Here is a 14,236-nt window from a genome sequence, read left to right as displayed (position 1 = left end):
TGTTGGAGTGGTAGAAATCATTGCCCCAACGGATACGATAGATTCGGGAGTGGTGATAATCCCAAAAGCGAAAATAAAGAATTTAGGAAATATTGAAGCGGATTTCTTTGATGTCATCTTTGCCATCGGTGATTATTCCAGCACCCGAGGAATTATTACCCTTGCTCCTAACGCGGAGACTATCGTTGCCTTTGATATTTGGCGAGCCGAGATTACCGGGGACTTTACTGCGAAATGCTCTACAAGTCTTAATGGCGATAGGCGACCGGAGAATGATTTAATTTCTACCAATTTTACTGTTCGCAGTGGATTGCCACCAGGTGCCTGGCAGAAACTATCAGTGGAAGTACCGACAACTCCTTCGGGCAAGAAGATAAAGAGCGGTGGTCAGATTGTCTATGGTGGCGATAAGATCTATATCGTCAAGGGGAATAATACGAAAGACTTCTATGCCTTCGTTCCGGAAACTGCCCCAACGCCACTTGATTCCGTCCCAGTTACGGGAAAGAAGGGTGTCAAGAAGGGAACCGGTATGGTTTATGATGGCACAAGATGGCTCTATTTCGCTTCTGGTACCAATACCTTACAATTCTGGAAGTATGATACCCAGGGTGAATCGGGTTGGGTCGCTTTACCGGATATTCCAACTGGTGGTGGCAAGGCTCTGAAAGGTGGCACGGGAATGGCTTATGTGAATGGCTTTGTCTATCTCTTAAAGGGTTCCAAGACCAATGAGTTCTATGCCTTTGACTGTGCCAATAACACCTGGATTGAAACTTTACCAAAGGCACCAGAAGGTTCTTATACCGGTAAGGGTTATCCAGATGGTTCTTGCTTAGTTGCTTATGATGAGAACACGCTCTATGCTTTAAGGGGTAAGTATAATGAGTTCTACAAATATGACATCTCAAATAATACCTGGACATCTGATTCTGGAATGCCTTTCACTCATCCGATGTGGAATAAGAAGAAGAAGGTTGGCGAAGGTGCGGCGATGACCTTGAGGGGCAATAAGATTTATGCCTTCAAGGGGAACAATACGAAGGAGTTCTGGTCGCTTATTCCTGGTTCTGGTTGGGTTGGTTTAGAGACGATTCCGAAGGGGGATGATAAGAAGTATGTGAAGGGTGGTGGCGGACTTTGCACTTGGACTGATGGTAAAATCTATGCTCTGAAGGGGAATAATACCACTTCTATCTGGAGGTATACGGGCGAAGATTTCCCATTGGCTGCTACCTTACCGAATACTGCACCGATGGAGAACATTACTGGAAAGCGGTTATCAGAGATTGGCTTAAGGATTTTACCAAATCCGACCAAAGGTTTAATTAAGGTCTACTACAACCTACCGAAGAGAGAACTTGCCACTCTTAAAATCTATAATACCTTAGGAAGGGTGGTTTATCTTGGGAGAAGCGATAAGGGTGAGTTTACGATAAAAAGACTACCGGCCGGAATCTATCTCTTACGGTTTGAGTCCAAGGGCTACAAAGAAGAGAGGAAGTTAATCGTTGTGAAGTAGCCTAAGGAGTAAAAAGAGAGGCGGGAGGTTTTCCTCCCGCCTTTTTTATTTTAGATAAAAGTCTGACGACTTAACTCCAGGGTTGACATCTTCTAAAAATACCTTATAATACAATAAACTAATTACTAAATAAAACTTTGATCTCCAAAAAGGGAGGGATTTATTTTTATAAAAAGGGGTGTAGCATACAGGGGATGGTATCGGGGATCTAATTATCAGTCTTATTGGAAATCTAATCAGAGGTTTAATGTATAATCTAACCTCTGGCTTAATTTCCAGTCTTATTAAGGGTCTAACATCCGGGTTAAAAAGGTGGATAATGAGAAGAGTAAATAGGATTTTAATCCAGAGTCTAATTAGGGAGATAATGTATGGTCTAACCATTGGTGTAATTGGTAGGGTAATTAGAGAGATATTCAAATTATATGAAAGCTAAGGAACCAATTGAGGAAACCTTAATCCGCCTGAGGCGGATAAGATATTTTGCTGAAAACCGACCAGTTGACAAAAGGGAAAAAATCTCTATAATTTAAGTTAGCCAGGGTAGCTCAGAGGTAGAGCTCCGGACTGAAAATCCGGGAGTCGGCGGTTCGATTCCGCCCCCTGGCATAAAAAATCTTGGCAAAAAGGTCAAAGTCGGTATTGAAAAATATCCGGAAGACAAAGGTCCGGACGGCAAGGAATAAAGCGAAAAAGCAATTGTTAAAGAAGACAATAAAGGAGTTCAAATTAGCCCCCAATAAAGAAACTGCCCTTTCCTTGCTGCCCAAAGTCCAGAGTATCATTGATAAGGCAGCCAAATGGGGGATTATCCATAAGAATAAGGCAGCGCGCTTAAAGGCGAAACTTGCCCAGTCCCTTATCGGGACGAAATAGGATTAGAAATCCTTGACCGCATCCCGGATAAAAGTCCTCCACATCGCCACTGCCTTTCCCCGGCATCCCGGGGATGTCATTACCCCTTGGTTGGTCAAAACCTTAGAAAAGCAGAGAGAAAAAGGGATTGAAGTTGAGGTATTCACCTCCTCCTACCGGGGATTAAAAAGTCAAAGCCTCTTCGGGATAAAGGTTCATCGCTTCCGTTATTTCTTTAAGAGATGGGAAGACCTAACCCACGATGAGAATGTTCCGGACCGACTAAACCGCTCCTTCCGCTATAAGATTATCCTTATCTTTTATCTCCTTTTTGGTCTTTTCGCCATTTATCGCCTCTGCCGGAAAGAAAAATTCTCTATTATCCAGTGCCATTGGCCTCTTCCCCATTCTCTATTCGGTTATATTGGAAAAAAGGTTTGTGGTGCAAAATTAATCTCTTCTTTTTACGGGGCGGAGATGAAGTTATTAAAGAAGAATTTTCTCCTTAAAAGATTTTTCCGCTGGCTCCTTTCCCAATCGGATGCCATAACCGCCATCTCTAATTACGGCGCCTCTTTAATAAGGGAAGTTTTGCCGGATGAGAAAAAGAGGATCGTAATCGTCCCTTTTGGGGCTGCGATTGAAGTTAAGAAAATAAAAAGAGAAGAAAAAAATCCAATCCCCCAACTCCTGTTTGTCGGCCGGCTGGTAGAAAGAAAGGGGGTAGAGTATTTAATTCGGGCATTCGCCGAAGTGAGAAAAGAGACCCCTGCTTTTTTAACAATTATTGGTGACGGTAAAGAAAGGGAAAAATTAGAGACATTGGCTAAGGAGTTAGGAGTGGGTGAAGCAGTAAGATTTACCGGTTTTATCTCTTCCCCGGAATTGGAAAGATATTACGAGATGTGCGATATCTTTATCTTGCCCGCAATCTTTGACGCCAAAGGTGATACCGAGATGTTGGGTGTTGTTTTATTGGAGGCGATGAGTTATCAAAAACCAGTCATCGCCTCCGGGATTGGTGGTATTACCGATATTGTGAAACACCAAAGGACCGGCATTTTAGTGAAGGAAAAATCTGTTGGCGAATTAAAAGAAGCAATCTTAGCACTTTTAAGAGACGAAAATCTCCGAAGGGAAATGGGTGAAGCCGGTTATAAATTTATCCAAAGCCAATTCTCTTGGGAAAGAATAATTGGCGATTTAAGTAATTTGTATCAAACCCTTAGCGCATTATGATAATCTTTTTCGTTTCCGTTTTTCCTTTCCCTTCAATTTTTAAGATATAGATACCAGTGGGCAGTCTCTGGGAAAAATCTAAAGTCTTCTTTTCGCCCTTATCTTCCAAAACAACTTCCCCTAAAAGGTTATAGATTTTAATTTTTTCTAACTCATCCTTCTTTCTGATAGCGACTGAACTCATCTCTCCTTTATAAATGAGGGGCTGATTTTTAACCTCTCCTGAGAAGTAAGAAATTGGTAAGGAAGTTGTTGCCGGAACGGCATAGAACCAGAACTCATTCGTGTTATTGCCAATGGTGGCAAAGATACCGCTGGCATAATGAGAATAGGCAAGACTTCCACCACCTTTTATTTTCTTATAAGGAACTTCTGGACTCCCGACATCTTCTGCTTGCTCCCATCGCCGGTTTATCGGGTCAAAACGCCAAAACTCTAAGGTGTTTCCACCTTTTGTGGCATAGATTTTCCGATTCCTTTGGGAATAGACCAAAGCCGCTCCTTCCTTTATCTTCTTTTTCCGCGCGCTCCTTCCCACCAGAGGTAAATTGGGAAGCGATTCCCAGGTTAAATCGCCGTAATTAAAATTGAGCAGGAAGAAGGCGTTATATTTACTTCCACCTTGAGTAAGATAAATTAAAGAATCACCGTCATAAGCAAAACCACTTCCCACCTTAAATTTTTCTTTCGGCAAAGGAATTGGTAAATCTTCCCAAGTGCTGGTATTGATATTGAACCGTTTCCATTCGTTACTGTTAGTGCCACTTCCGCAATAGAGATATTTGATACCGCTTCTCTCAACAAAGGTAATAAAACCACCTTTTATTCCCTTAATGAAGGAAGGGGCAGGTAATGATTCCCACCGGTTAAGAGCCGGGTCGTAGCGGTAGAACTCATTCGTCCCACCACCTTTTAACGCATAGATATAATCTCCATCGCTACTGATACAGGCACCTTTCTTCACCTTCTTACCTCTTGACCCTGTGGGGATACTTTCTACTTTTCGCCAGATGTTTCCGGTTATACTATAACATAAAAAGTCTCGGGTATTATTACCAACTAGAGCATAGACTAAGGAGTCAAACGCGGCAATACAACCGCCGCTCTTCACATTTTTCCTGCCATCCACCAAATCCGCCTTCTTTATCCAACCGGAAACTCCACCCACCGTAAATGCCAAAGATGAGGTATCATTAGCAAAAACCCGGTCACCAGATGCGGAAAGGGAACAGGCGATAACATATTGGCCAACGGTTGCCTGCCAAGAGGGAAAGGCAAAGGATAAGGAACAACCAGCCGGCAAATAAGAATGGGTAGTTTCTGCGGTGTAAACAATATTATTTAAGGAGTCCTCTATTTTCAAAAAGAGACTCATTCCATTACCAACATTGCCGCAGTTAGCAATAAGCACCTGCGGAGTAATTGGTCCGGGATAGATAAAGGGTGTCGGCGAAAGAAAACGGACAATTCCGATATCCCGCACCCGAACAAATGTTGTCTCCTTTTTGCAGTTATTATCCGGAATTAAATCACCCAAAAGCAAAGTTGAACACTTCTTCACCACCGGACCCCTTCCCGGAACAGTAAAAGATGAAAAGGTCAAATGGCTTTCGCTATCCGGTAGGAGTGTGGTTAATAAACTTTCGGAATAGAAATTACCAAAAGAGAATCTCGTCCAGAAGGTCACCTGGGTATTGCCAAAATTTTTCACCCAGGCCTCTGGGGTATAAAGGTCACCAGAATCTAAGGTATCGGGAAGGAAGGTGAGAGAATAAAAGTTAATCTGTTGGTTAGCCAATTCCGAAAGGGCAACTTCTTTCTCGCCGAATGGGAATTTTCCGGCCTCTTTTGGTATTGGGCAGGAAGAAATTTTTGATTTACCGAGGTCAAGCACCCCAACATCCTTCACCCGGATAAAGAAAGATTTGGTTAAGGTGTCATTTATCCGATTTTCATCACTCGCCAAATATAGCGAACACCGGGCAAAAGAGACCCCTCTCGCCATCGGCGTCCAAGGAGAAAAGGTGACGGTTGACTCTTGGGCGGGCAGTAAAGCGATCGTTTTTGTCTCTAAGTAAGATTCTATCTTTAGAGTGGCATTAAAGGTTTCGCCCTGAGTGCCAAAGTTTTTCACCTTCACTTGGGGATTAATTGGGATTGAAGAATCAACTGTATCCGCTGGAGAAACTATCTCCACTACCCCAACATCATGCCGGAGCGGCTCAAAACCAACTCCACCGACATCGTCCAGATACCAACCGGGATAATTGAAACTACCGTCCGAGCCAAAATGCCATCTTATTACAAAGGTATCGCCGGCGGCAACCGGAATCGGCATCAAAACCGCAGTCCAACCAATTGGGTTAATCACCCCGCGGGAATAGGCGGATTCTTGGGGAATGCCAACATTCCCCGAATCTAATTTCCGGTCATAAGGTTCCGGGAAAAAGGAATGAAGAAGAGAAAAGTTTATGCCATCTTTGGAAAACTTAACATTACCGCCATCATACCTTGTCTGAAAACGATACCAGTGATAAAAACCGAGAACTGGGGTATCTTTAGTAGCAACATACCAAAAGGAATTTAATTTCCAGTTAGCATTATTGGCATAATTGCCATCAATGTTTGTGCCGAAGCATTTTGCCCCGGAATGGGCGTTTGGTGGTCCAACCAAAGAAGGAGTTCCCCATTCCCAAGCATTGATTGCTGGTTCTGAAGTAAAACGACCGTTAGTAACTTCAAAATTCTCTAAGAAGTTGGGAATCCCACAATAGCGAGATTTCTTATTATTGGGTAGAAAATGGTCGGAAACAAGCAGGGAGCATTTTACGGTATATAAATCCGCCTGCGTTGGCAACCAGGAATTAAATTCTAAAGTCTCCTCCGCACCAACTCCTAAATAAGAAACATTAACGATATCTTCGTAACCGCCAGGATTTATTGTAATTTTCACATTAAAGGGATTGAGTATCTCCTCCTCCCCCGAATTTCTAATCACCACCTTTGGAATGTAAGAAGCAAGGGTACAAAATACCGGCGGGGAAACAATTGCCTTAATTTCCACATCTTGGGGGTAACTTACCATCCAGAAGATTTCTTCATCCTCTAACCGGTCATCAAACCAGACAAGATGCAAACCAAGGGTATCACTGGCGATATGGGGATTATACAAATCACCTTCTGGATATTCACAAGCCAATTCCTCTGTTGCTAACCAACCAGCAGAAGTTCGTTTCTTATGCCAGAGCCGAAACCAAGCATCGGTCCAGTAATCTTCACCAAACCAGACAACATGGGTATTTCCTTGACGGTCAATTGCCACTTGGGGACCATATCTTTCAAAGTCATCTGGTTGGCCAGCACCAGCAATGGTATCAATAGTAGAAAAACCGGCCGCAAGACGTCTTCGGTAATAGACTCGACCGTAATACTCATCCCATCGGTTCCAACCATACCAGGAAATATGGCCAACATTGGCGTTATCAACCGAAATTGAAGGTCCATAAGGCTCCCAGTCACACTGGTCGGAGTTGAAAGAACATACATAAAGGATACTTTGCCAACTACCATTAATTCGGGCGCGGTAGAAGATATTATAGTAATAGTTAACCGGATTTTCCCCGCGCCAAACCACATAGATACTATCACCTCGACCCGCGGAAATTGATGGTAATTCCTCCTCGGTCTCTGATATGGAACTGATTTCTACTGGTGGTGAAGGCCAGTTGCTTCCAATCCTTTCCCGATAGAAAATTTTATAATAACCATCCGCTCTCATTTCCGTCCAGACGCAATGGATGTTGCCATTAGTGGTAGCAGTGATTGAAGGGTTATTTTTCTCCCGGGTATTGGTGGAAATGATTACGCTCGATGTCCAACCGGTTGTCGGATTCCAGTTTTTATATCTTAAATTATAGGAACTGAGAGTATACCCGATATAAACAATATGAAGATTCCCCGAAGAATCACAACAGAGGGCAGGCATTTCAGATGCTTCATTTGCCACATCCGCAATACAGGTATCTTTTGTCCAACCGATATTTGGCTCATATCTTTTATACCAAACCTGAGGGGTAGAGTTAAATCCGGGAACCAATGCCTCGGAATAGAAGACAATATGAATTCTCCCCTCCCGGTCAATTGCTATGTTCCGCGCTCCGTTGCCGGAGAGTTCGGTGAAATCATTGAGATAGGTTAACCTTTCTGGAGTTGTCCAAGAGAAAGAGATAATAGGCAAAAGCCCAAAGGCAAAAAGGATAAAAAGTTTTTTCATTTTTTTCTCCTGATTGTGTTTACTTAATAATAACTAATTTCTGCTTTGTCGTTTCTGTTCTCTCTTTTGTCTTTAACTCTGCCTGCAAGATGTAAACACCGGTGGGAAGAGATAGATTAAATCTTTGCTCATACACACCTGGTTTCTTCCTCCCCAACCGAAATTCCTTTGCCCTCTGTCCTAAGGTATTATAGAATGTGAGAATGACATCCCCTTCTATCGGAATTGCTAACTTGAGATTAAAGTTCTGATTGAAAATCCTCGCCGATTCCAAACGGAATTGCCCCTTCTGGTTGAAATTGGCCATCACCCCTCTTGGTAAAAGATAAATCGTTCCCGAACCAGCGGGTAAATTAGCGTGATAGAGCCAGAATTCAATAGTATTATTGCCTTTTAGGGCAAAAACCTTACCATTAGCAAAGGCTAAAGCCCCACCACCCTTGACCTTTTTCCGAGAATCACCAACCGGTAATGTCTCTAACTCCTGCCAACTATCCAAAAGCGGGAGATAGCACCAAAACTCCTGGGTATTACCACCCTTTAAGGCAAAGAATATATCACCTTCCCCCTTAGTGATTCCAGCACCGCTCTTAAAATATCTCCGCTTCTGGGTCCTTTGGGAAATCGGGCAAGGTCTTCTTTCGACCCAAGAATCACCCGTGACGGAATAGCGCCAAAGTTCACCACAACCACCTTTTATCGCATAAATATAATTTATCCCATCCGAAGCCAGAGAGGTGCCGTCCTTTGGCTTCTTATTCTTAATTCCCAAAGGTATCCCGGTTTTGGTTGACCAACTATCCCTTTCTGGATGATAACAATAGAACTCTTGAGTGCCGCTCCCTTTTAAGACATAAACCTTCCCCTGAGCAAAAGCCAGCGAAGAACCATATTTTAATCCTTTACCACCGCCAATTGGAATCTCCCTTTTTGCTACCCACTGATTCCGGTTGATATTATAAGCATAAAACTCCCGGGTGTTATTACCCTTTATCGCATAAATTAAAGAATCTCCATTATAACAGAGCGCAGCACCTTTCTTCACTTTTTTCCCGGCTGGTCCGTAGGGAATTGACTCTTTCATCACCCAGTTCTGATTTTTAAGCGAATAACAATAAAACTCAACGGTATTATTCCCTTTAAGCGCATAAACCAAAGAATCGCCCACTCCCACCAAAGCACCACCATACTTCACCATTTTATTTTTTGGCCCAATAGGTAAGTTTGTCAGAGGCATCCAGGCGGGAAGCACAACAACTCGTCCGTAGGCGGTATCATTCTCAACCTCTTCATCGCCGGTAAGAAGGGTATAAGACCTTATTCCCCAAATGCCAACATCTCGGAAAAGAACCGAATCAAAGACTACTGTTGTCTCACCGTAAGGCTCAACCGTGCCAAAACCGTCATCAGTATAGAAGTTACCAACTTCTAACTTTGCGGCGAAGTTAAGATAATCATTTCCGTAATAACTTTTTATCTTCGCCTTCGGTTGGGCTTTGGCACCTAAAAGAAAGGTATCCTTAGGAGCCAGAATCTCTTTGGCTCCAATATCTAATTCTGTATATTTCAAAACCCCCAAATACTGGTCACAAAGCTGTCCACCAACATATATGTTACCATCACCATCAAGGGTTAGAGAGTAAGCCTCACAATTTTCATTAGGAATTGCGTAGCGGTCTGCCCAGATTCTTGTACCATTTTTCGCATACTTCACCGTAGCAAATTCATTATCGGTGACAAATCCTTCGTGCCAACCGGTAACGTAGACATTACCATTCTTATCCAATTCCATATCATAGAAATAATCCCATTCGTAAGGAAGACTCTGATAGGTTTTCTTCCAGATGAGGCGACCATCATCATAAAATCGGGCTATCCAGTAAACCCAATCTCCTTCCTGATCTTCAACCTGCCCGCCAACATAGACACTACCATCCCTGTAAATTGCCATATCTACCCCAAAGTCTTCACCATGGGCATTATCACAACGAATCAAAAATAAGGATTCCCCTTCGGGGCTGTATTTCGCCAGAATGATATCATATTTTGTGGCATCTCCAGAACCAGATGCCCAGCCTAAGACATAAATATTACCATCTGGCCCCACCTCTGCCCGACATGCAAAATCCCACTCATAAGGCTGCTCTTCCGGTGGTTCAAAAATTTTTGTCCATAAAAGTTCACCATCGGAGGAATATTTAATAGTCGTCAAACCATAGCAACTGATTGAGTCCTGCCAGATACCGCCGACAATATAGGCACTACCCATTGAATCAACTGCCATATTCACAGTCGCGTCATTACCATCCTCCCGTAATAATCTTCTTGTCCACACCGTTTCTAATTCGGAAGTATATTTGATTAAAAAGATATCCCAATTTTGGTCAGCAACAAAACCTTCACCGGCAACATAAATGAAGCCGCCTTTACTCATCCGAAAAGCCTTTGGTTTATCTTCCCCACCCCCATTAAAAATATCTTCCGCAAGTAGAGAGCCCGTAGGTGAGTATTTAACAACTGCGGAATGATGTCTTCCTGCAGGATCCTGACTACTTACCAAAAGGAACAGATTCCCCAAGGGATCAATAAAGGCATCCCTGATTGTATCTCTTCCCCCTAAGGGGTCATAACTTACTTCCCATATTTTTGTTCCTTCTAATGGGTCAAGCCTTAAAAGAACCACATTAACATTCTGAGGAGAGGCAGATGGGGTATAAATTCCAACACAATAAAGAAAGGAATCACGGGAGATAGCCTTTTGGGCTAAGTAAGTTCCGGAAATACTCGGTTCGTGGGTATAAAGCCATTTCTCCTCTACCGCCAAAAGAGAGGAGGCAAAAAGGGTTAAAAATAAGACCCAAAAACGGAAGAAAGATTTCATAATTTACCCCCGGTTCTTATCCCATAAAACGGGACAATCAAAAATAATTCAAAGTTAAATTCCGCAACTGCACAACTCTTTCCCAACCCAAAAAGACTAAGACTCATTTCCAGCCCTTAAAAGATATTATACGCAAAAAAGGGAAAAAGTCAACTATTATAGCAAAAATCTCGCCTCGCCGAGAGGAGTCCAGAAAGGGTTCTTTTTATTATTTCAACACGATGAGTTTCCTTTTCTCCTTGAATCCGGATGAGGCCTCAAAATAAATAAAATAAATCCCAACAGGGAGTCTTCTGATTATAAACTGCATTGGAGAGAGTTTACTTTCTGCTTCGTAAATAACCTTCCCTAAGTAGTCATAGATTTTTATTTTTGCCCTTTCCCCGGGAACGAGAGGATGATAAGAAATGACAATCGGTCCGCGCTGTGGGTTAGATTTAAAAATAATGGTAAGCGGTTTAACTTCTTCGCTGGCAATTCCAACAAAGTGATAAACCTTAAAACTGTCTCTCACCAAATCATTCTCTGGATGCTGGTCACCTTCAAGTTCGGTCCAGAATCGCATCCCATACCAACCAGTAATACCGATAAAGGTATCCGGAAAGGAGACAACCTTTATACTATCCGGCGCAACCATTATATTTACTCTCTTCTTATAGATGGTGTCAATGCCCCGAAGGATGCAAAAATGAGTTGGGAGATTTACCGTTGTATTGCCAAGATTTCTCGCCCGGGCGGTCGGGGTAAATATGGAATCGGTTCGGATACTATCACCCGGGATAATAATATCAATTCCTGCCATATCCAAAACCCGAACGAAGATTGAATCTATCCTTCGGTCATTTCCCGGATTCATATCCCCCAAAAGTTCCGTAGAACAGGAAACTGGGAAATTACCCCGGAGATTTGCTGTCCAGTTCGGAAATGTTAGATACCGAGATGTCCCAGGATTGTGACCGGAAATAGATGCGGTCTGGTTGTAAAAGTTGCCAATCTTCATCCGCACCGAATAGGTCTCAATTGTGGTCCCGTAGTTATGAACCGAGCAGGCGGGTGTGATAACCCTTCCGGAGTCAATAATTCCAGACGGTTGAACAATTTTAATACAGCCAACATCCCGGAAGAATGGTGGCCGGACAATCACCGTATCAATCTTTCGGTCATTTAACCTCTGACGGTCGGTTGCCAGTTCGGTTGAACAGGAAACAGTATGAGTGCCCACTTGATGAGCAGTCCAATTAGGAAAGGTGAGATAGAGATAAGTGCCTGGTTGATGATTATTTACCGTAAGAGTTTGGTTATAAAATGTCCCAATCTTAAAGCGCACTGAATAGGATTCGGTTGTATTGCCAAAATTCCCTACGGAACAAGCCGGAGTAACTTCTACCCCGGAATCAATTACTCCAACCGGCGAACAAATCTTAAAAGTCCCGACATCCCTCACCCGAATGAAAGTGGTCTCTCGCTTATAATTATTATTCGGAACCAAATCACCAGCAAGCATTGTCGTACAAGTTCTAACTACCAGTCCTCTCCCCTGAGCAGAAAACGGTCTAAAATTGAAACTTACTTCACTATCCGGCAAAAGGGTCTGCGGCAAACTTTCGGTATAGATATTACCAAAGGTAAATTTCACATAGAAGGCGGATGGAACATTACCAAAATTTTTAATCCGTGCCCGGGGGGTATAAATATCGCCGGAGTCAATAGTGTCTGGGAAAAAGGTAAAAGAATTAGATAATTTAAGCGGTAAGGAAGATTGGGAAGAAAAGGAAAGTTCTTTTAATTGAGACTCATTATTTCCATTAACCAATTTCTCCGCCGCTAAACCAATAACCTCTTCCGGTTTCTTCTCCGCAATATCCAAAACCCCAACATCCTTTACCCGAATAAAGAAAGTTTTCATCAAGGTGTCATTCACTCGGTTTCTATCACCAGTTAGATAAAGGGAGCAGCGGGCAAAAGAAAAACCTCGGTTCTGTGGTGTCCAGGGATTAAAGGTAATAGTTGATTCTTGATTGGCGAATAAAAGAACTGTCTTCGTATCGGTATAAGAACCAATCTTCATCGTTGCCGAGAAAGAAGCATTACGGTTACCAAGATTCTTCAGCCGAGCAGAAGGGATAATTGTAATTGATGAGTCACAAGTATCAGGTGGCGAGGAAATTGCTAAAATTCCAACATCCTCCCAAATTTTATTAAATCCGATCCCCCCTTCATAATCAAGATACCAGCCTAAATCATTGGTATTACCATCGGAACCAAAATGCCATCTTATCTGGAAGGTATCACCCATCCGCACCGGAACCTTAAAAAGCGCTGGCTTCCAACCGGTGGGTCTATTCAGGGCGAACGCGGACTCTTGGGGAATACCGGCATTCTCGTTTGTCAATCTCCGGTCGTATCTACCAAAAAGCGGAGTAAGGACTGTGTAATTAACCAAATCTTTTGTTATCTTAATATTCCCGCCATCTTTATGGTTAGGGTCAAGATTATACCAGTGATAAAAACCTAAAACTGGTGTATCTCGGGTAGCAATATACCAGAGGGAATTTAACTTCCAATTGGCATTATTTGAATAATTGCCATCAATATTCGTCCCGAAGCATTTCGTTCCGGAATAAGGAATCGGTGCGCCAATTCCGGAGGGAGTTCCCCATTCCCAGGCATTGGTAGCCGGGTCAGAAAGAAAACCACCGTTAGAAGACTCAAAGTCTTCAATGAAATTTGGAATACCACAATAACTCTCCCTTTTATTATTTAGAGAGAACATATCAGAAAATAGAAGAGTACATTTAACAGAATAGAGATTTGGTTGACTTGGCTGCCAAGGAGTAAAGTTGAGAGTCTCTTCTTCGCCCGGTCCTAAACCGGGAAGAGTTTGAATATTCTCATAACCACCGGGTTCAATCTTCATCCTGACATCAAAGTTATTAAGGATTTCTTCTTCGCCCGAATTCCTCACAATTGCCTTCGGTTGGTAATGCGCCAGAGAGCAAAATACCGGAGGCGAAGTAATTGTCTTCACTTCTAAATCTCGGGGATAACTGACCACCCGGAAGATTTCCTCATCCTCTAATCGGTCGTCAAACCAGATAAGATGTAAACCGAGGCTATCATTAGCGATATGGGGATTATACAAATCACCCTCCGGATATTCACAAGCCAATTCTTCTGTGGCTAACCAACCCCCCGGAGTTCTCTTTTTATGCCAAAGGCGGAGCCAGCCATCGGTCCAGTAATCCTCTCCGTACCAGACAACACGGGCATTCTGCTGCCGGTCAATGAGAATCTGGGGAGCAAACCGGTCAAAATCATCGGGCTGGTTAGCTCCGGCAATGGTATCAATCGCCAACCAACCCGAAGTGGGATGACGCCTTCGGTAATAAACCCGATAATAATAATTATCCCACTGCTCCCCACCGTACCAAACGATATGGACAACATTAGAATTATCCACCGCCAG

The 14,236-nt window shown here is 43.0% G+C and carries 6 protein-coding genes and 1 tRNA gene; 4 read left to right on the top strand and 3 right to left on the bottom strand.

Annotated elements, in window-relative coordinates; genetic code table 11:
* The 4 genes from ABIL00_07375 to ABIL00_07360 all read left to right on the top strand — a co-directional run.
* On the top strand, positions 1-1,522 hold a 1,522-nt coding region (locus tag ABIL00_07375; protein ID MEO0110577.1), incomplete at its 5' end, for a T9SS type A sorting domain-containing protein.
* Between the two features lie 537 nt (positions 1,523-2,059).
* A tRNA-Phe gene (locus tag ABIL00_07370) sits at positions 2,060-2,131 on the top strand.
* Positions 2,132-2,140: 9 nt separating this feature from the next.
* Positions 2,141-2,398 (top strand): 30S ribosomal protein S20, encoded by a 258-nt coding sequence (gene rpsT / locus ABIL00_07365; GenBank protein ID MEO0110576.1) that lies wholly within the window; start codon positions 2,141-2,143, stop codon positions 2,396-2,398.
* A 12-nt stretch (positions 2,399-2,410) separates the two neighbouring features.
* Entirely contained in the window at positions 2,411-3,616 is a 1,206-nt protein-coding gene (locus ABIL00_07360) for a glycosyltransferase family 4 protein (GenBank protein ID MEO0110575.1), read from the top strand.
* On the opposite strand, the gene ABIL00_07355 is transcribed toward ABIL00_07360, so the two are convergent.
* The 3 genes from ABIL00_07355 to ABIL00_07345 all read right to left on the bottom strand — a co-directional run.
* Positions 3,603-7,889, bottom strand: coding sequence for a T9SS type A sorting domain-containing protein (locus ABIL00_07355; protein ID MEO0110574.1), 4,287 nt, complete (start codon positions 7,887-7,889; stop codon positions 3,603-3,605). The genes ABIL00_07360 and ABIL00_07355 overlap by 14 nt on opposite strands.
* A 19-nt stretch (positions 7,890-7,908) precedes the next feature.
* Positions 7,909-10,770, bottom strand: coding sequence for a hypothetical protein (locus ABIL00_07350; protein ID MEO0110573.1), 2,862 nt, complete (start codon positions 10,768-10,770; stop codon positions 7,909-7,911).
* A gap of 208 nt (positions 10,771-10,978) precedes the next feature.
* Positions 10,979-14,236: T9SS type A sorting domain-containing protein (locus tag ABIL00_07345; protein MEO0110572.1), on the bottom strand; the 3,258-nt coding region annotated here is incomplete at its 5' end.

The organism is candidate division WOR-3 bacterium (genome assembly GCA_039801905.1).
Lineage (GTDB): Bacteria > Hydrothermota > Tepidihabitantia > Tepidihabitantales > JBDRVQ01 > JBDRVQ01.
Note: the sequence above shows the minus strand (reverse complement) of the source record. Positions and strands in the feature narration are given on the sequence as shown.

Bases quoted from the DNA above. Each gene is read 5' to 3' on its own strand.
- ABIL00_07355 (MEO0110574.1), bottom strand. From the start codon at position 7,889: ATGAAAAAACTTTTTATCCTTTTTGCCTTTGGGCTTTTGCCTATTATC.
- ABIL00_07350 (MEO0110573.1), bottom strand. From the start codon at position 10,770: ATGAAATCTTTCTTCCGTTTTTGGGTCTTATTTTTAACCCTTTTTGCC.